Annotated in this window: 17 protein-coding genes and 1 pseudogene; 12 read left to right on the top strand and 6 right to left on the bottom strand. The window is 41.8% G+C overall.

The annotated features are described in order from the left end of the window. Positions 1-27 precede the first annotated feature (27 nt). The 3 genes from ACYX4J_RS09070 to ACYX4J_RS09080 all read left to right on the top strand — a co-directional run bounded on the left by ACYX4J_RS09070 (position 28) and on the right by ACYX4J_RS09080 (position 2,087). Complete coding sequence (locus ACYX4J_RS09070) at positions 28-738, top strand: DUF4386 domain-containing protein (RefSeq protein WP_476178408.1); 711 nt, start codon at positions 28-30, stop codon at positions 736-738. Positions 739-1,313: 575 nt separating this feature from the next. Further along, positions 1,314-1,562: a hypothetical protein gene (locus ACYX4J_RS09075; protein WP_476178409.1), complete on the top strand. Its 249-nt coding sequence runs from the start codon at positions 1,314-1,316 to the stop codon at positions 1,560-1,562. A 111-nt stretch (positions 1,563-1,673) separates the two neighbouring features. Next, a complete protein-coding gene (locus tag ACYX4J_RS09080; protein ID WP_476178410.1) occupies positions 1,674-2,087 on the top strand; it encodes a DUF4279 domain-containing protein in 414 nt (137 codons plus the stop codon). A gap of 415 nt (positions 2,088-2,502) precedes the next feature. On the opposite strand, the gene ACYX4J_RS09085 is transcribed toward ACYX4J_RS09080, so the two are convergent. Continuing rightward, on the bottom strand, positions 2,503-2,670 hold the full coding sequence (locus ACYX4J_RS09085) for a carbon storage regulator (RefSeq protein WP_476178411.1): 168 nt from the start codon (positions 2,668-2,670) through the stop codon (positions 2,503-2,505). Positions 2,671-3,442: 772 nt separating this feature from the next. Between ACYX4J_RS09085 and ACYX4J_RS09090 the strand changes: the two genes are divergently transcribed. The 4 genes from ACYX4J_RS09090 to ACYX4J_RS09105 all read left to right on the top strand — a co-directional run bounded on the left by ACYX4J_RS09090 (position 3,443) and on the right by ACYX4J_RS09105 (position 8,235). Further along, positions 3,443-4,741, top strand: coding sequence for a hypothetical protein (locus tag ACYX4J_RS09090; protein ID WP_476178412.1), 1,299 nt, complete (start codon positions 3,443-3,445; stop codon positions 4,739-4,741). A gap of 7 nt (positions 4,742-4,748) precedes the next feature. Further along, a complete protein-coding gene (locus ACYX4J_RS09095; RefSeq protein ID WP_444941929.1) occupies positions 4,749-5,819 on the top strand; it encodes a hypothetical protein in 1,071 nt (356 codons plus the stop codon). Between the two features lie 140 nt (positions 5,820-5,959). Continuing rightward, on the top strand, positions 5,960-7,030 hold the full coding sequence (locus ACYX4J_RS09100) for a hypothetical protein (protein ID WP_476178413.1): 1,071 nt from the start codon (positions 5,960-5,962) through the stop codon (positions 7,028-7,030). Between the two features lie 125 nt (positions 7,031-7,155). Continuing rightward, entirely contained in the window at positions 7,156-8,235 is a 1,080-nt protein-coding gene (locus tag ACYX4J_RS09105) for a hypothetical protein (RefSeq protein WP_444933038.1), read from the top strand. A gap of 425 nt (positions 8,236-8,660) precedes the next feature. Here ACYX4J_RS09105 and ACYX4J_RS09110 read toward each other — a convergent pair. The 3 genes and pseudogenes from ACYX4J_RS09110 to ACYX4J_RS09120 all read right to left on the bottom strand — a co-directional run. Further along, positions 8,661-9,176 (bottom strand): annotated as a pseudogene (locus tag ACYX4J_RS09110) (IS3 family transposase); the annotation flags it as partial. A 53-nt stretch (positions 9,177-9,229) separates the two neighbouring features. After that, a complete protein-coding gene (locus tag ACYX4J_RS09115) occupies positions 9,230-10,516 on the bottom strand; it encodes an NRAMP family divalent metal transporter (protein ID WP_444933039.1) in 1,287 nt (428 codons plus the stop codon). Further along, positions 10,488-11,393, bottom strand: a complete 906-nt coding sequence (locus ACYX4J_RS09120) for a LysR family transcriptional regulator (protein WP_444905454.1) — start codon at positions 11,391-11,393, stop codon at positions 10,488-10,490. Before ACYX4J_RS09120 ends, ACYX4J_RS09115 begins: the two co-directional genes overlap by 29 nt. A gap of 183 nt (positions 11,394-11,576) precedes the next feature. Between ACYX4J_RS09120 and ACYX4J_RS09125 the strand changes: the two genes are divergently transcribed. From ACYX4J_RS09125 to ACYX4J_RS09135, 3 genes are read left to right on the top strand one after another with little or no spacing between them, the layout of a single operon-like run. Next, positions 11,577-13,244: an amidohydrolase family protein gene (locus tag ACYX4J_RS09125; RefSeq protein WP_476178414.1), complete on the top strand. Its 1,668-nt coding sequence runs from the start codon at positions 11,577-11,579 to the stop codon at positions 13,242-13,244. Between the two features lie 18 nt (positions 13,245-13,262). Further along, positions 13,263-14,399: a dipeptidase gene (locus tag ACYX4J_RS09130; protein ID WP_476178415.1), complete on the top strand. Its 1,137-nt coding sequence runs from the start codon at positions 13,263-13,265 to the stop codon at positions 14,397-14,399. A gap of 16 nt (positions 14,400-14,415) precedes the next feature. After that, on the top strand, positions 14,416-15,000 hold the full coding sequence (locus tag ACYX4J_RS09135) for a hypothetical protein (RefSeq protein ID WP_476178416.1): 585 nt from the start codon (positions 14,416-14,418) through the stop codon (positions 14,998-15,000). Between the two features lie 658 nt (positions 15,001-15,658). On the opposite strand, the gene ACYX4J_RS09140 is transcribed toward ACYX4J_RS09135, so the two are convergent. Beyond that, positions 15,659-16,093: a PACE efflux transporter gene (locus ACYX4J_RS09140; RefSeq protein ID WP_476178417.1), complete on the bottom strand. Its 435-nt coding sequence runs from the start codon at positions 16,091-16,093 to the stop codon at positions 15,659-15,661. Positions 16,094-16,194: 101 nt separating this feature from the next. Here ACYX4J_RS09140 and ACYX4J_RS09145 point away from each other — a divergent pair, with 101 nt between their 5' ends. Then, entirely contained in the window at positions 16,195-17,100 is a 906-nt protein-coding gene (locus ACYX4J_RS09145) for a LysR family transcriptional regulator (protein WP_476178418.1), read from the top strand. Here ACYX4J_RS09145 and ACYX4J_RS09150 read toward each other — a convergent pair. Next, positions 17,095-17,976: an SDR family oxidoreductase gene (locus ACYX4J_RS09150; RefSeq protein ID WP_476178419.1), complete on the bottom strand. Its 882-nt coding sequence runs from the start codon at positions 17,974-17,976 to the stop codon at positions 17,095-17,097. The genes ACYX4J_RS09145 and ACYX4J_RS09150 overlap by 6 nt on opposite strands. Positions 17,977-18,933: 957 nt before the next feature. On the opposite strand from ACYX4J_RS09150, the gene ACYX4J_RS09155 reads away from it, so the two are divergent. Continuing rightward, positions 18,934-19,176 carry a hypothetical protein gene (locus ACYX4J_RS09155; RefSeq protein WP_476178420.1) on the top strand — a complete coding sequence of 81 codons (243 nt, stop codon included), beginning with the start codon at positions 18,934-18,936 and terminating at the stop codon, positions 19,174-19,176. Positions 19,177-19,648: the final 472 nt, after the last annotated feature.

Here is a 19,648-nt window from a genome sequence, read left to right on the forward strand (position 1 = left end):
TATGCGAGAGCCAAAGGATAATTACTGATGGATAATACACAATCATCACTTAGCTTATATGCGAAGCACTTAGGTGCCGCATATTTAATTTATATCGTTTTAGGGATGCTCAATTCATTACTTGTCAAGAAAGGAATATATGATTTTGCGGCTTTTGCTGAGACAGAGATGAGGTTCAGGTTCGCTCAGATTATAGATATAGTTATGTTTATCGCCGTTATTTGGGCATCTTGGGCGCAGTATTTGGTTACAAAAACAATTAACAAAAATGTTGCTTTTTTGGCATTGCTTTTCAGGTTTGGAGAAGGGCTTCTTGGCTTTGTAGCAACAATTATTACATTGACGGTTATAGTAGTTTTAAGAAACCAGGAATATTCGAATAAATTTCAAGAAGAGCAGCTACATGCGTTAGCGAGTATATTTGTGAATATGAGTGGTTCGATGTGGGATGTTCTTTTAATTATAATGGGCATAGGCGCGACTATTTTCATGTACTTATTTTACGTTTCAAATTACGTGCCTAGGTGGTTAGTTCTTTGGGGGGCTTTCACGTATATGTCGATGGTGGTTTATGGGTTTTCAAATATTTTGTTACTCGAGCCGCCCCAAATATTGAAGCACTTCATGCTTCCAGGTGCGTTTTTTGAAATCACATTTGGCCTATGGTTATTAATCAAAGGAATTAACATCAAACCTAGTTCAATCGATGCTCCAGTTTTATACAAAAGTAATGTCTGAGTAGGCATTACTGTATGACCAACAAAGCTGTGCATTTTTTGTACGTTATCATATCTTGTTGCTAAGCTAAGTTTTATTTCACGAGAGGGGGTTTGGTTAGGGCCTCCTCTCTTGGGGAACTTGCCTTTAACGTCCAGTTGTCTAATATTTGGTCGATTCTGATATGGGCATAGTTCTCTTTTCTTTGGACGCGGAGGGGTTTGGGGATGCCAATGCCCAACGTGACTTCTTTTCATCTCTATTGTCTTGACTGAGGCATGCTCTCAAACTGTTAGACGTGCGCCGGTAGTGCTCTTTGGGATCAAGCTATTTGTTTCCTAGTGAAATTTGAGCATAGGTGAGTATTCCTGAATGGGAAAGACTGATAAGTTAAGCTTGATGGAGGGATGGGGTACGGGGCGCAGAATAGGAAAAAGCAAATGTCAGGCTGCAAGAGACTTGGGATCCCTCTATTTGCTAACTTCTGTGAGTCATCGGGCTGACTAACTTTTAAGTTATAGGAAAGTGTGATATTTAGATTGTGCTATTGAACAAACTGCTATCACTTATAGTGTTTAAATACTGGGATTCAGCTTATGTTTCATTTACTGGATCAAGTCCAATGGCTGTATGAAAAACGGACTGCGAATTGCCCTCACTGTGGAGCTGCACACGAGGAGCCTAGATTTGATTGCCATATTTGCTGTACTGATTTCAGCAGCGAAGAAATTGAAACAATGGATGAGCAAAGGATAGCAAATTTCAGGCGTTCGGCAATTTTTGGTTTGCTATTCTTTCCTATATTTATTGCTTCCTTGATTTTATTTTTATTGAATTACCAGTAGCTTGTGATATTAAGTTCACTTAGACTCGTTCCTGGAAAAAATTGAGATTCCTATCAGGCAGTCTATTTGTGTTCCGGCTGCCGTTTATTAAAGCTTTGGGTGTTTATAGCAATGGCACAGGTAAGTCGGTCTAAAGCTACGTTGAGATTGATTGGAGATAAATTGCAACCACAAGAGATTTCAGTGCTATTGGGGTGTGAGGGTACAACTATGTACTCCAAAGGTGACTTAAAAGTTGTAAAAAGAAGTGGTAGAGAATATGTGTGTAAAAGTGGGCTCTGGTCTTTGGCAGCAAAGGAATGCGAACCTGAAGACTTAGATGGACAAGTGAAGGAAATTCTTGATCGTTTGACAGATAATATTGCCATTTGGGAGGATCTTTCACAAAAATATAGTATTGACCTTTTCTCTGGCATATTTATGGATAAGGGCAATGAGGGTATGAATGTTTCTCCTAAAACACTGTTGGAACTTGGTAGTCGTGGGATAGTGCTTTCACTTGATATTTACGATGGTGCTGATTAGCCCATGCCTAACTAGTGTTCCAAAAATTATGTTTGGCGAGGCATCTTAAGTAGGCCCTATAATTGTAGGGAAAAAGATGGTAATTTCTGAAGAGGTTGTTAAGAGTAGCATCAAAGAAACAATGGGTTATGCAAATTATCCATACGATAAAAGTATCAGGCGTGATTTTTTAATATTTAAAATGTAGTAAATAATAGAAGAAAATAGTTTCAGGAAAGCCGTTGATTTTGTCATGGAGTTTTATAAAAAGTATGGCCAGGAAGCCCCGTTTTTGTCCGTTCGCCACTCTTAATCGATCGCTATATAGGGCCCTATTGGGGTAATTAAAATCTAACATCTAATTAAGTTAAGCTCGCACCGAGCGTATGGGCCACCTTCCTTCGTTATAGAACCAATTAGTATCCCCTTGAACTGGCTACTTTTCTTCTCTCCTGATGCACACGTTGGTCACTTCGCAGTGGAGATGGGGGGACCTGGGGACGCAGATGCCTATCTTTACTTGATTGCCGTTCATTTTCAGCACTGTGATTAAGATATTCGTACCGATCCCCAGCCTTTTGCCGGTTTTGTGCTCAATATTCAACCTGCTTACTGATAATTAAGCTGGGCTCACGGCTCAATTTTTGTGCGTGGCATAATTGCCGCAGAATTGTTATGGGGCGGTGCTCTAGGGTTAACCTATCTGTTTTTTACTGACACTCAAGCTGCAGATAGGTATTCCTTGAAGGGGAAGTTCGGTGGCGAGTGGTGTCGGGTCCAGAGTAAGGAAAGGCGGGTGCTGGCTTCCTAGAATTTAGGGCACCACTCCAAGCTGTTAAATGCACTTTTAATCTGTGACGTTCATTTAATTAGGAAAATTGGCTCCCTGTATTTGTTTAACGCTTCGATTCAACCACTTATTTTGGGCAGGTTATACTTATTTGGTGTGTGTCCAGCATTACTGACAGAATTTACGGAAAAGGTACAGTTGAACAATGTGGTTGTCTTGTGTTATTGATTTGGTACAAGTCTCTTGTTTGTAGCTAAGGGGCTTCAAGCAGTGGGAAGTGCTTCTCAGAAATAGCAGGAAACCGATTACATATGATTACACCTCGGCAGTAGGCGGCTGTTGGTTTTTTGACCAAAAAGCAGTTTAAGTAAAATTCCACTCTGGCACCAATTTTACAGCCCGCAAAATCTTACTGCTATGACCAAACGGTCTACTTAATGGCAAAATATAATCGATTTTTAGTGATCTCTCTCAAAATGTACTTAGAATGGTCTCACTGGTAAATTGAGGCGCAAATTACCAGGCAGAATATCTTTATGTGACTCACTTCACAGGAGAAACTGCGTCTATTGAATAAGGATGATCAATGAACTCTTTACCTTCATCAGCTGCCAGCTTGGGACTTAAAACCTTTGGTCAATCTGGTTCTGGCCGTTCGATAGTGGCTAATGACCAGCTCCATCAAATGCTGGAAGGGTTTCAGGAACTCAGCCGTGTCCCTAGTAGTGAGGGGTATCATGCATTAGCGTTGACTAATGCTGTGAACGGGTTGAGAGGCGGGGCTGTACCGGTTAACTCATATTTGAAGAATGGTAGTGCAACTCGCCGCTGTATTGTTGGAGATGGTTTTGAGATTGAATATGAGTTAATCAATTACTATGGTGGGCCGCAGACTGATGTTGTGATTCTTGATATTCGGTTATTAGGACGAGAAGCGGAGAAGGGAAAGCGAGCTGCCCTTTGGGAAGTTGAGTGGGAATCTGGAGATAGCGGAGGTAGCTGGACTAGAAAAGAGGAGCCTGCTAAGTTTTTACGTACAAATGGTGCTGTGGCAGGTAAGAAAGATTCACCGTTAAAAATCGGCATTAATGGATATTGTAAAGGTTTAGACCATGCTGCTGAAATTCTGCCATCCCATATCACTCGTGGCGATGCTATAGCATTAGAAAAATTACAAGATAAAGGTTATACCATTTTTTATGTGCCACAAGATGGCGTTACCAAGGCAGGTTGGCGCTTTGTCAAAAACCTGAGGACTGGTACAACGGCTAAGGATATGGAAGCAGCAAGAATTCTTGCCGGACATATGAAAGAAGCACATGACAAAGGCCTCTATGTTGAATGGACAAGTCATAGAGGCGGCTCAAAAGTTATAACCAAAGCAATGGAGTTACTTGCATTAAAGCAGGTTAATGTGGATGAGAAGCAAAAAATCTTCCTTAGCGATGCTACTTCGAGCCATTATGTAGCTGATAACTTGCGCCGTAAGGTGGGTATGAATACTAAGGATTCAACCTGGTATAAAGCCACGCCCGGTGTTGCCCAGATTGTCGGTGGTTCTGAATTAGGACTTGGAAAGGTAGCAATGGAGGTAGGTGAGTTGTGCAAGTCACGAACAAGAGAAGCTTTTGCTAATAAACTTGTAGATGCTTTTGATTCTGCTGTAAAACTCTATAAAGGAGCTGATGCGACTGTTGTAACTTTTGCTACTGTAGCGGCTACTTCGGGTCTTTCTTTTGCTGGAGCAAAAGCATTATTTGGGATTCTAGCGGCCGCTACAGCCAATACAACGTTAGCAAGTATTCCAAGCTTAAATGAAAAGTATCATAGTGGGTCAACTATACCCTTGAAGCAATTATTACAGAAAGGTTTGGTAAAAAAATAGGTTTCATATGAATTTTTTGAAAGATGTTTTTCCTCGTGGGCCAAACTTCCGTAGTGCGAGAAGGGTAGAGAAAACTCTATCCGGCTCTAAACTATCTTTTATGGTGCCTCCTCCAGCGGACCCATTTTCCGCTGTTCAAAAATGGGAGGTAGAGCCTAATGAGTTTGATATTTTTGAAGCTAAACAATTCTGCCCAATTTCATACCGCTCGAGTAAGAATTTGGATGAGAAAATCAAGTTTCCAGATGTAAAGTATTTAAGGATATTCTCTAGTTGTTGGGGGTTTAAGGGCGTGCCGATTATAGGAGGGTATAGTGGCAACGTTAAGCTGATTATAGATGTCAATTCAGTTGAAGATCTGCCTGTAAATGAGAGTTTGTTTGATGTAAGGGTATTGGCAAAAGAAGTTTATCGTAAGTACGAGTTAGAAGATCTCCATGATTTCCATAAAGGATTAAAGGATGATCCATTTGATTTAACCCAGTATCGTTGGCCTAACTATTTGGGACCTGTTAATTGTCAGTGGATCAAGCAGGCCAATAAGTGTTGGCTGTACTTTGAAAGTCAGCCCTTGCGAAGAAAGTTTGACAAGCTTAGCTGGTATACCCCGTTGACAGATAAGCATTTTTTAAGTATTAAGTTTAATATTACACGATCAGCTTCGAATGCCGGTAACGCTTACAGAATTAATCAGTGCGTATCATGGAAAAATTACATTAGTTTTGCACAACGTATTGTAGATTCTTTAGATTTGCGCCTCACTTCTGATTTGTCTGAACGCCTTGTTCAAGTTCAGAAGCAGCCTGGAGCTAAAGAAAAGCCTATTTTAACTTTCTCATCTAAGCAAGTTGAAGATGCAAAGTATGTGATGAGAATGTGGAGTGATTCGGAATATACGGATCCAAGTAAAGAGGAGGGCGAGGATCATAGAGCTTCTACTGACGAAGTTTCTAGTTTTATCGACAAGCGTATTCAGCATAGACCTTTACATAATAGCTATCCTTTGGGGGATAAAATAGAGGTTGTGTCCAGAATTCCCACGGAGCATCTCAGCCAACCCTTAATTTATCAAGGATGATAAATTAAATAGCTTTTATAGGCCATCAAAACACTACTTTAGGCTCCAGGTTGTGTTCTGCGGGGTAACACTCCGCAGATGAGCTTCTCTATTCTTGCGATATCTTGCCTTGATCAGATTACTTTTAAGATTATTTCCATATGGGTTTTTTGAAAGATATTTTTCCTCGTGGGCCGAGCTTCCGTAATGCGAGAAGGGTTGAGAAAAGGCTTTCCGGCTCTAAACTTTCTTTTATGGTGCCTCCTTCAGCGGACCCATTTTCCTCTATTCAAAAGTGGGAAGTAGAACCTGACGAATTTGATATTTTTGAAGCTGAGAATTTTTGCCCGATTTCATACCGTTCGAGTAAGAACCTTAACGAAAAAATAAAATTTCCCGATATTACATATCTAAAACTATTCTCAAGCTGTTGGGGATTTAAGGGGGTGCCCATTATAGGGGGGTATGGTGGCGATATTAGGCTGATTGTCGCTGTTACTTCAGTAGAAGATCTTCCTGTTAATGAGAGTGTATTTGATACAAGAGTGCTAGCAAAAGAAGTTTATCGCCGATATGAATTGGGAGATCTTCATAATTTTGACCCGGGTTTGAAAAGTGACCCGTTTGATTTGACTCAATATCGGTGGCCCAGCTACTTGGGACCAGTTAATTGCCAATGGATAAAGCAGGCTAATAAGAGTTGGTTGTACTTTGAGAGTCAGCCTTTGAGGGATAGATTTGATAGAATCAGTTGGCATGTTGCATTAACAGATAAACATTACTTGAGCTTTAGATTCAATATTACTCGCGCACCCTCTAATACTGGTAATGCATATCGAGTTGCTCAATGCACATCATTGGATAATTATGTTGGCTTTGCGCAGCACATTGTAGATTCTATAAGTTTAGATCTTACTTCTGGTTTATCTGATCGCCTTAGCCTAGTTCAGGAGCAACCCGGAGCTAAAGATAAGCCCATCTTGTCTTTTACATCCCAGCAGGTTAATGATGCAAAGTATGTAATGAGAATGTGGAGTGGTTCTGGATACGTAGCTTCTGGAAATGGAATCGGTGATGATAATAAAGCCTCTGCTGATGAAGTTTCTAGTTTTATGGATAAGCGTATTCAGCCCAGGCCTTTACATAATAGCTATCCTTTGGGGGAAAAAATAGAAGTTGTATCAAGGATTCCCGCAGAGCATATTCGTCAACCTTTAATTTATCAAGGGTGATAAATTAAATAGTTATTTAGACCATCATAACACTTCTTTAGGTTCCAAGTTGTGTTCTGCGGGGAAATACTCCGCAGATGGGCTGCTCTATTATTGCAATATCTTGCCTTGAAGATTAGTTTCATATGAATTTTTTGAAAGATGTTTTTCCTCGTGGGCCGAGCTTCCGTAATGCGAGAAGGGTTGAGAAAAGGCTTTCCGGATCTAAGCTTTCTTTTATGGTGCCCCCTGCTTTTGATCCATTCTCCTCAATTCAGCAGTGGGAAACTGAGCCGGATAGCTTTGATATAGAGGATGTGCAGTCCTACCATCCTCTTGAATACCAATCTGGGGTTAGTATTAAAAATAAAGCACAGTTTAATGCTATCAAAGTTTTAAACTTGTTTTCTACTCGCTGGGGTTTTAAAGGGGTGCCTTTGCTTCAAAGTTATGGGGGGCATATAAATTTCTTTATAAACCTTAATTATATTGATGATCTTCCTGTTAATGAAAGCCTCTTTAATGATGAGGTTTTAGTTCGTGAGGTTTATCGTAGATGTTGCCTTACGGATCTGCAAAAAATGCATGAAGGGATTAAAAGTGATCGTTTTGATTTAACACAATATAAATGGCCGGATTATCTATCCCCCCTTAACTGTCAGTGGGTGAATCAAAAGGGCAAAATCTGGTTCTATTTTGAGAGTCAGCCACTCGCAGATGGTGTAGATAAGGTGAGTTGGAATTTGGCTGTCAGTGATAAAGTTTTTCTTTGTTGCCGATTTATTATAAGTCGTGCGGGCTCGAATGCTGGAAATGCATATCGCCTAAATCAAAGAACACCTTGGGATAATTATATTGGGTTTATACAGCGTATAATGGATTCCATGATGTTTGAGTTTTCTCCTGGTCTATCTTGTCGTTATGAAGAGGTTCAAAGTGAGTTGTCGAGATATAGAAAACCAATTGTGCAGTGTACAGCGCAGCAGCTTGAAGAGGCTAAACATGTAATGCAAATGTGGAGTGACGTTGAATACCTAGAGCCTGGTAAAAGCAGGGATGAGAGTCATCGTGCTACAAGGGAGGAGGTTTCAAGTTTTCTTGATAAACGTATTCAGCCAAGACGCTTGCATAATAGCTATCCTCTTGGGGAGAAGATAGATGTTGCTTCAAGGATATCTTTCGATCAAATTGAAAAACCTTTTGTGGCTTCGGGAAAGTTGGGATGAATATTTAGCTTTCATTGGTACTTTTAAGAAGTGCTTTCTGTCAAAGTGATTTTTCAGAGGTTATAGGTTGAGGGGGAGTGTAGGTAGCTATTCTGCTTTTATTTCACTAAAGGCTGAGCTTGTTAATTGGGATGTGTTTCATAGGAATCATAGGGGCCCAATTACATATAATTACACTTGAATATGAAATAGTTGATTGTTATTTGATCAAAAATCGGTTTTATAAAAATTCCACTCTGGCACCAACTTTACAGACCATAAAATCTTGTTGCTTTGACCGGGTGGCCTCAATAAAAGCAGAATATAATCGACTTAAGAAAATCTCTTCAAATGTACTTAGAATGGCCTGTAAGCCATCAAGCACCCCCCTAAAATGCCAGTCAACTTTTTTCTACTCTCCTGATTTTTAACGATCAGTGTAGTGGTCAACTATTGCCGGACAGTAAGTTAAGTTTTTCTTCCGCTTTTGCAGGCGGTAATATGTCATTGTATTGATGGGGACTCTCTCAGTTGTAGTAAATCATCAAGTAATGGCTGATGTCTCGGCTCGCTTCTGTGATAGAGTTGTAACCGAGAGGGAGTATCCATTCACTTTTCAGACTCCGAAACAGTCTTTCCATTGGTGCATTATCCCAACAATTTCCACGTCGACTCGTGCCCTGGGTCATTCGGTAGCGCTACAGCAGTAGGCGGAACTGATGACTGGTATACTGACAGTCTTGATCCGAGTGGAACATAACTCCATGGGGCTTTCCTCGCTGCTCCCAGGCCATTTCCAGTGCTTTTGTAGTTAATGCCGTATCTGGGTGACCTGAGAGAGCCCATCCAACGATACGGCGAGCATGTATAACGGTAGTTAGGTAACACCAGCTTGAGCCAGCCCAGATATAGGTAATATCGCCACACCAAGCTTGATTGGGTTTCTCTACATTAAACTGGCGGTTACAATATTATTTATAGACTTTTCAAGTCAGCTGATTTTGCAAAGGAATAGTTAGTTACTCAAGAAACGCCAATAAATAAAGTAAAAGCTAAAACCTATCATTAGGCACAGGCAGGCATAGGTATAAACTAAGTACCATCCCTTTAAGTGATGCTCTTTTGGTACCCACTTCCCGTTCATAACAAGAATATTGAGTAAAGCAAAGATTGGAGCACAAACGAAAGATAGAGTAGTTACAAAGTCGATTAAGTCCTTTAGCTGGTTGGCAAATAGGGAAATAATAAACCAGCTTATGAGGCTTAGTATAATAAGAGTGGATACGTAGACTCTATTTTCGGGAATCTTAATACTACTCGATGACCTCAAGGCACTTCGCCAAACTTGAGGAAACCCATCGGAGACTGCAAAGGTAGTTGAGAAAAGCGCAATAAAGCAGATAATACTGATTGTTAAATGGCTCCAGTCACCTAGAGATTCGGTATAAATATTGATTAGCTGACCAGCAAATATGCCTGCAGATTGAGATAGTTCAATATCTTTCCCAAACATTACTAATGCGCCTAGCCATACAAATACAATAGCTAGAATCAAGCTGGTGAAATAACCAACCTTAAAGTCAAATACGAGAGATTTCTTGGCAAAGCCTCTATCCGGTCTCTCCTTTATCCTTCGCTCCGACCAAATAGAGTGCCAAACAGAAACTTCAATTGAAGTTGGCATCCAGCCGACTAAGGCGACAACAAATGCGATGCTCACAGCTGGTGCTATATCAGCTGTTAAATAGGATTTAGAGGGAAGAAGCCCATATTGACTTATTGCGGCAATGAGAGTGATCAAGCTGGCAATTGCCAGAATGAGGACCATCCACTTTAAGCTTTCATTCAGCCATTTAAATTGGCCAGCAATCAATATTGCACATGTAATGACCAAAATGATGGCAGACCACTCTGAAACATTTAAGATATCGCCAAATAAATTGAGGGCTAAAGCAGCTGTGACGATCGTAACCGCAGCTTGAACAAAGAACATTGTTAGAAATGTGAGAGCCATATAACTATAAAAACCAAGTCGACTGTGTTTTTTATAGCCTTCCAATAAACTCTCACCGGTGACAGCAGCGTACTCTGGTCCGATTTTGAAAAAAGGGTATTTGACTAAATGAGCCAGGAAAATAAAACCAATCAAAGCGAAAGCGTAATCTGCACCAGCGCGAGTAGACTGCACGATATGAGATACGCCAATACTGCTTGCAGCCCAAATAATACCAGGGCCTAGATTTGAGAAAGTACGTTTGAATACATCCATTGAATCAGAACTGCTCGGAATGATTTTGCTCAAAATAGCTCTTAGCCATATCGATAAAGGTTTTAACCTTCAGGGAAAGTTCGCAGCGATGAGGGTAGAGCGCAAAAATAGTTAGTGGCTTTATTGTGAATCTAGGTAGAATCTCAGTGAGATGGCCAGAGTCGACATAAGATTTGACAGAGTAAAAAGGGGCTTGGATTATTCCTTGTCCTTCAGCAGCCGCCTCATTTAATAGCCTCCCATTGTTAGATTGCCAGGCCCAGGGAAGTTTGATCTTTCTTGTTTCTTCTTTGTCTTGAAATAGCCAATGATCCCCTCGAATACTGTGGTTAAAGAAGAGTAATTGATGCTTCTTTAATGACTCTATGCTTTCAGGGAGCCCATTCTTCTCTATGTAAGAGTCACTTGCCCAGAGTGCTAGCTTAGTTTTTGCGATAGATTGGACGATATAGCTAGAGTCTGGCAATTCTGGTGCGATTCTAAAAACGAGATCAATTTTATTGTCGAGTAAATCGAGTGGGTCATTGCTGAGATGAAAATCCAAGAATACTTGAGGGTATAGATTACGGTAATTGGCAATCAATCCTGAAAAATATTGACTGCCTAGCTCTATACTGGTCGATATCGATAGTCTGCCTCTAGGCTCTTGATTGTATTCTGACATCGCCTGGTCGACGGAGTGGAGTTTTTTTAGTATTGGTGAAACCTGTTTATAGTAATTTTCGCCCGCTTCGGTTATGGATACTTTGCGTGTATTGCGCATCACCAATAGGCAGCCCAGCTCCTCTTCTAACTGCTTAATGTACTTACCAACCATTGCTGCTGAAATGCCGAGCTCGCGAGCAGTAGCTGCAAAGTTTTGCTTTTCGCACACTAAACAGTATGCCTCAAGGGCGTGTAACTTGTTCATTGACTCCCCTGATGGCTAATCCGCTTCTCTTCTTACGGTGGGCATTAGCTGGAGTATACAGACAAACATAATAAACAAATAGTTTATACACTATAAACCTAAATTACATTTAAAGTGCATCCTAAATGACGCAAAATTTTGCTAGTAGATTAAAAGTCCCACGGTCTCACATTAGATAAGTACATGAAAATAAAACAAATTTTTATTCTGGCGGTTCTACACATTGCTACCAGCGGCGTTGTATCAGCAGAGGATGGAAAGCTAGAGCAAGTTTTGCTCATTAACGCCAATATAGTGGACGTTAATGCGCTTAAAGTTGATGAAAACCAGTCGATTCTTATCGAAGGCGATAAGATCAAGAGAATTTCTTCAACGAAAAAGCTCTCCAAGGTGAGGCGGGCCAGTGTTGTCGATTTAAAAGGGAAGTTTGTAATCCCTGGCCTGATAGATGCGCATGTCCACCATGCGACAGATCCGGATAGCTGGGATAATTTGTCTATCACTACTGAGCGACTTCGATACCTGCTTCGTGGTGGTGTCACATCTGTGAGAGATATGGGCGGTGATGCACGAGCATTGGCCTACTTAAAACGTCAAGCAGAGGTCGACTCCATCGCTTCGCCAGACATCTACTTTTCAGTCATTATAGGTGGAGAATCCTTCTTCTCGGACCCGAGAACCATTGCCTCAGCTAAAGGGCGTACTCCAGGCCGCACAACATGGATGAGAGCGGTAGATCAAAATTCAGATATGGATTCAATAATGCTTCAGGCCATAGGTGCTGGTGCAACAGGCATCAAAATATATGCTGATGTTGAGGCTGAGACGGTGCCATTACTCGCGAGTGCAGCCAAGAAACATGGTTTGAAAGTCTGGTCGCATGCTTATATAGGCCCCTCCAAACCTTTGGATATTGTCAATGCTGGTGTTGAGACTATTTCACATGCCTCAGATATGTCTGCTCAGCTAGTTGATAACTTCAAGGCGTGGCGCAGAAAAACTGCTGAGTTCGATGATTCAACCTGGGGAAAAATGCTGCAAAAAGATAGCTATTTAGACCTTTTTGATGCAATGAAAGAGAACGGTACAATTTTAGATGCGACGCTTACAGTATTTGAAAGAAGGAATACCTTAAACGAAAAGTACAGGAAACTTGATCAGCTCAGCACACAAATGACACAATTTGCCTATCAAAACGGCATCACTATTGCTGCTGGCACGGATGCATTTAGTGACCTTGAAAATGACACTACACCGATGATTCATCATGAGCTTAAGCTGCTCGTAGATGAAATTGGTATGACACCTCTCGAGGCAATTCAAGCTGCAACTATAAATGCTGCGAAAGTGATAGGGATAGAAGGTTCTGTCGGTAGTATTGAAGAGGGAAAGAAAGCAAATATTGTTGTACTTTCAGCAAGTCCCGAAAAGAATATCGAAAATAGCCAATCGATAGCTCATGTGGTTAAGAACGGTCGTTTTATTTTTATTGGCGACGATCCACAGTTGCCTTTCTCCTCTTCACGTGAAGTGAATGGAACCATTTGGTTATCTGGGCAGATCGGTAATTACCCTTCAACTTTAACCTTGGCAGGTGAAAGTCTGGAAGCTCAGATGCATCAAACAATGAAGAATATTGGCCAAGTTCTTGAAAGCAAAAACTTGGATTTTGACGATGTGGTTAAGTGTACTTTGATGCTTGCTGATATTGATGATTGGCCAGCGGCGAACGAAGTCTACCTCCAGTACTTCAACGGAAAGAAACCTGCGAGGAGTGCTTTTGCAGCGAGCGGCCTGGCACTTGATGCCAAAGCTGAGGTGGAGTGTATAGCTTCACGAAGCGCTGATTAATCCTGGAGTGGGGGACTTATGAACGATATAAATAGAAGAGCACTGATTAAATCTCTAGTATCAGGTAGTGTTGGTTCATACTTGACCATTAACTCGGGTATATTAAATGCCTTTTCTGGAGTTGATGCAGGAAAATCAACGTGGAACCAATACGGTTCATCGATTGTAATTGATGGCCTCAGCGGAGCATTCTCGCTCAGGGAGCCAATCTCTGAAGAAGTCCTGGGAATATTCAAGAACTCGGGGATTAGTGCCTTGAATATGACCGTCCCCTATCCAGGTGATGACTACACAGAGACTTTAAAGAAGGTTGAAAAAACCAAATCTATCATCGAGCAGAACTCAAACTACTTGAGCTTAATTCATTCTGTATCAGATATCCTGAAAGCGAAGCAGGAGAGTAAGCTCGGTATAATAATGGGTTTCCAATCAACTGAAATGTTTGATGAGTCACTTTCAGGTATTTCAGAATTCGCCAAAATAGGCGTCAAGATAATGCAGGTATCCTACAATGGGCCCTCTATCCTTGGCAGCGGCGGTCTCGTTAAGGAGGATTCAGGGATAACTCCTCTTGGCAAGAAAGCCATAGAGATCATGGAGGCGGAGAAGGTTTTGATCGACCTCTCGCATTCTGGAAAGAAGACAGTGTCTAGTGCAATCAGTCAATCAAAAAGACCGATTGTGATCTCTCATACTGGCTGCAACGCAATTTATGACCACCCTAGGAATAATGACGATACCGAATTAAAAGCTGCTGCAGACACCGGTGGCTTGGTTGGAATCTATTTAATGCCATTTTTGGAGGGTGGGGAGCATGAAATAAAGGCCGATGTGGTGATAGAACATATACTGCATGCCTATAAAGTATGTGGTGAAGATCATATTGCCATAGGTAGTGACCAAGGCGTAGTGCCGGTCAATGATGGCCCTGAGTATCGAGAAAGTATCCGTAAGGAAGTTGAGCGTCGTATTGCGGCTGGAATTTCCGCGCCCGGAGAAACGCCAAATCGTCCACCGTTTATTCCTGATCTGAACTCTGAGCGGCGGATGGAGCTTATTGCCTATAGGCTAAGCCAAAAGGGAGTTCCTGATCGAGTGGTAGAAAAAATAATTGGTAAAAACTGGTTGCGTGTTTTTGCTTCGGTATGGAATTAAAGGAAAGTAAGATTAAATGGATAATTATTTAAGGCTTGATGGTGTTCTGATTCGATTGGTTGCTTGTGTTACGCTCCTCTTTTCCCCTTTGCTTTTTGCTGAAGGGCTTAGCACTTATTCCGAATTCCCAAAGAATTCAAAGACTGAAGTGATTCCTTTTCCGATCGAATTTGCTTCGGATATCACCTTGAATGGTGTTGAAGAGCTTGTGTTTTTGCCTGGCATGTATAAACAAGAAAAAGCGGATTTCTTTAGTTATGCTTTTTCATGGACTCACAAGCCAGAGAAGAACCAAGTTTTTGGGAAGGTCGAAATCCAGGATTTTATAGCCTCCTACTATAGGGGGTTGTACAAGGCCGTCACTCAAGGCAAAGAATATGAGCCGGCTATTACAATTGAGTGGGATGATGGCAAGTATACTGGTCAGATAAAGTGGATTGAGCCATTTGTAACCAATAAAGAGCAGACCCTTTACTTTAAAGGCAATCAAGTTAACTGTGAAAAAACTGATGAGCTTCGTTGGTACTTTATCGTTTCTCCACAAAATTCCTATCACCCCGTATGGGCGGAACTCCAGTCGATAAAACCCAAAAACTGTTAGTGATAGAATCCAGTTGCTATCAACTCGGAAGCCTTACCATTCAACTTAAAATTATCACAAGTCCTAAATCAATCTGTTTGAATAAGTATCAGTCCTGTGTCTGCTACATTAGGTGAGTATCCAGAGTTTCTGTTAACTGTCAGATCAACCCTGAACCACTTCATTTAAAAAGAGGTCATATCCAATCGATATGCCTAGTTTTAGTAGGCACGCATCTTACTTGATGTGCTTTCCCTGGCATCTTCAAAACCATTAATAAGCATATAGCCAGAAAGTTTGTTAAAGAGTTAATGGATCTTGGCATTATCCAATATGTGGTAGCCTTGAGTTGGGGGGCTCCTGCTTAGTTAGAGGGTGGTATTGGTTATTTTCAAATATTTAGCTGTGGATTTGAGTTTGGTTTCGATGCTGAACCATCGGCATCCGGTACAAAAATTGACTCTGTCATTGGTAATTCGGAAGTTAAAAGGCACCTTAAATTGCAATATTTATCTACCAAGTCCGATCAATATAAAGAACTGCTAACAAATTTAAGATGTATCGGTATTGAGCTAAGCACATAGTGAAAGCATGTATCTCTGCCCCCATCGGGTGATTCCGGCGATGTGTATCTTAACTGGTCCTGCATTTCATCTAAAATAGAAAGTGGAGAAGACCTTTAACGTTTGTGTTCAGTAACTTGAAACGAGCTATGCAGCTTATCGAACCAATAGTTGAATACATAGGTATATATCACGATATAAATCACCATGACTATCTCAAGCATAAATGCTTCTAGGATAGTCAGATTAAAGCCCCAGGCGATTACTGGCAACGTCAGTACCAACATACCCCCTTCAAACAATAACGCATGCATGGCTCTAACGATAAATGTCTTCTCCGGGTTTTTACGTATATTCAATAAGTACCAGTCAAAAGCGTGATTGAAAACCATATTCCAGACCAGCGCAAACAGTGATAGTCCAGCCGCAAGTACTAGCGATTGGTGTGCCTCCAGATCAAACACTGGCACCACCAGTAAGCCACCTGTCAGCAGCAGAAAAAACTCGTAGGAAACCGCATGGAATAAACGATTCTTCAATGATTTAGTCATCAGCCATACTCACTCTGGTTGAGGAAATATGCCTGAATGATATATAGTTATTTTAGGTGGGATAAGTTAGATACTATACCTTAAACAGATAGGTTGGGCGCGTGGCAGTTTCTATTGAGCAACTGGAAGCATTTGTAGCAACCGAGCAGGCTGGCTCGTTCTCAGCCGCTGCACGTAAATGTGGAAAGGCACAGTCGGTAATCAGCTCACTGGTATCGAATCTGGAGGTTGACTTGGGAGTCAATCTATTTGATCGAAGTCAACGATACCCGCGATTGACGGATGCAGGTGAGTCACTGCTGGAACGCGCACGGAATCTTATCGAGCAACGCGAGCGTTTGATGGCGATCGCACAGGGGTTGTCTCTGGATGTCGAGGCCCGGTTGACGTTAGCTATAGCCCAGCATGTGCGGATTAAAAACCTGGGTGGACTCTTTCAAGAGTTTGAGACCAAATATCCACATGTTCAGATCACTCTCAGAGCGGGAAGTGTTCAGGATGTACAAACCTGGGTTGAAGGGGACGTAGCCCAACTCGGGATTATCACACAGCTGGATGAAGTGCCCACTGGATGTGATTTCAGAGCCCTGGGCCATCTGAAGCTCACTGGCGTCGCCTGTGCTGAGCACCCGATAGCACAACTTACTGAAGTAACCTGGGAAGACCTGAAACAATACCGTCAAATCTTATTGCAGGAGTTTGAGATATCCAGCCAAACTCGCTGGCTGGTGTCTCCCGACGTGTGGAGTGTGTCACGTGTCGATGATGCACTTGACCTTGTCAACGCCAATTTGGGCTGGGCAGTATTGCCACTACACGTGGTTGCGAAAGGGATAGCGGCGAAAAAACTGATACAGCTCCCGCTAGTATTTGAGCAGGAGAAAGAGTTGTCACACGGTGTAGATATTATCTGGTCCAGTAAGCGTCCACTGGGTCCTGCAGCCACTGACTTGATGAAGCGGCTGAGCACAGAGGACGCAATACTGAACAAGGATCAGTCGCTATGAAGCGTTTGACAGACCTCGGGCAAAATCTGTGATAGTTGTATCTGGCTTACCTAACACCTGCCAAGTTTTTTGACTCACTGGTTGCTCCTTTAGCTGTTCTACGTAAGTCAGCATATGTTCCATAAATACTGCCTGCTCCTCGGGCAGGCCCATTTCTGCAATGGCCGCGATAGGGTGAACGGCAATTTCTGTTCCCGGAGAATATGCCTCTAGAAACGTTCTGGCCGCCTCTGGTAAAGACATCCCCTCAGTACCCTGAACTGAAAAACTCTGGTTGTAGGCCATCTCATTCCCGATAGCATTACCGATCATCTCTGCGAGATCTGTTGTATTGGTGTAGTAGATAGGGTGGATATGATCGCCGATGATAGAAAATTGACCGTTCTCTATAAATGTGGGGAAAGAGTCCAGGAAGAACGAGCAGAAGAAGAAGGTGAAATCAATGCCCGAACTTTTAATGGCCTCTATCCCTGGCTTACGGATTACATTGGTCTTGTACTCAAGCCCCTTGTCCGCAAACTCTGGGTGGAGATAATCAATACCAGCAATCTGCATGATGTGTTGCACACCATTGATCTTTGCAGCCTCCACGATATTAATCACACCTTCACGCTCACTATGAAAGGGTAAAGTCGGGTCGAGTGACGTGGTATTCAGGGTGATATAAAGCGTTCTGGTACCAACCAGTGCAGGCACCAGGCTCTCTTTATCCGAGACATCTGCCTCGATAAGCTGGATACTCTCTGGAAGGATAGTGCGAGCGCTAGCCGCGTCCCTTACGAGCGCAGTTACCTGGACACCTTTAGCGTCCAGTTTTCGCGCTACCTGGTGACCCAGCTGACCTGTGGCACCAATAATCGTAATAGATTTCTGCATGATTCAACCTTTTAAGCAATGAATAGGATAGCCCGTACTTTGCCCAAGTTCTGAAAAATCCTACAGTTATGTACCATCTATCAAATAGATACTACAGCAGGGCTCTCTAGTCCTACTTTTTGTTCATGATTGATGCGCACTTAGATGTCGCCTCGATGGATGACAAGGGGTTTGGGGTAGAAGGCATATCTTTACTTATTTTCCATTTACTTCAACACTGTGAGTGAGGAATCCGTAACAATTTTTAGGTTTTTGCCGGTTCGTTACTTGTGGGTAACCTCATTGACTCATAAAGCATTTCTAAAAATATACAGAGCAAAGAAAGTACAAAAATATAAAAGGTTGCTCTATATCTTTATTTGACATACTTATCAGTTAAAGGTGGTTTCTTGATTCTCTGTATTTTTTTGTGTTCTAGGATATATGAGATTTAGAATTAGAGAGAAGCATGATATACAGATGTAGCTTTTGAATTAATCGGTAAAGGTACCCGATCGTGTGGTTTTTTAAATTGTCAAGTAAACGCAAGGCCATACGGATCTTCAAAAGGGATTTAAGGCGTAAATTATCAAATGATTGGGGGAATAAGAGAAAGTATTTAGCCTCTGAGGTGGCTAATAGTGTTCAAAACCACTATCCCAAACTGACTAAGTATCAAATGTACGCAATATACATGTGGTCAGATAAAAAGCAGTTTGATAAATATTGTACAGAATTTGGCGTAAGTCTTAGCTCAATCGAGGCCAGGAAAGAAATTGATTCTGTTGTGATTTCTATGAATAGAAGTGATTCATCCCTAGTAGAATCCAATTGTAGCAACGAATTTTCTGACTCAGGAGGTTCGGATTGAACTCACATTTAAAACGAAAAGGCATACGGTGTAAAAACCATTGCTTCGATTTGATTTTACTGTAAGTGCTTTAGGCGTCAAAAATCCTGGGTTCGGAGAGAGAATTAGTGGAAGAAGTAATAGGCGGTGTATTTAGATTTCTCGGTCGATTTATTGTTGAGACTATATTTACAATCATTGTCGAGGTCATGTTCCATTTCCCTGGCAATCTCATTTGTAAACCTTTCACAGAGAAAGGGAGAGAGCCAAATGGGTTTCTGGTGGTGATTGTCAGTATTTCATTTTGGTTGTTAGTAGCTGGATTAGCCTACACAGCGTACTTCCTTCTTTCTGGTGAGCCCGGTGCCTAACAAGCACAAGTAGTATGCTACGGCTCTTCGGGCCTTTTTGGAATAACTTATTTATGTACATTTTGCACAGTTTACTCAAGAAAAGGTTGGGGCAGAGCGTGGAGATATGTATCTCGTTGCCAAATAAAGTTTAACTTCTACAGAGAGGGGTAGGGCCTTCTTCCTTGGGAAGCCTGACCTGGACAACCCCTATAGCCTAATTTCCGTTCGCTTTTGATGTAGACATAGATCTCTCACCTGGGGGCGTGGATGCCTATCTTTACTTAATTTCCTTTCACTTCCAGCACTATTGCTGAGATGTATGTCCCAGCTTGTAGATTTTCGTCGGTTTGGGGTTGTGGACGTGGATCAGTAAAAGACGGGAATTAGGTGCTGGGAAGTTGGGGAGTCGCTTCAAGCTACTGAGTTAACTAATTGGATTAGCTATGGCTCTAATGGCAAAGGGGATCAGGTTTGCGGCTGGCTGTGGCTC

The sequence above is a fragment of the Microbulbifer sp. ABM4_008 genome (genome assembly GCF_056311705.1).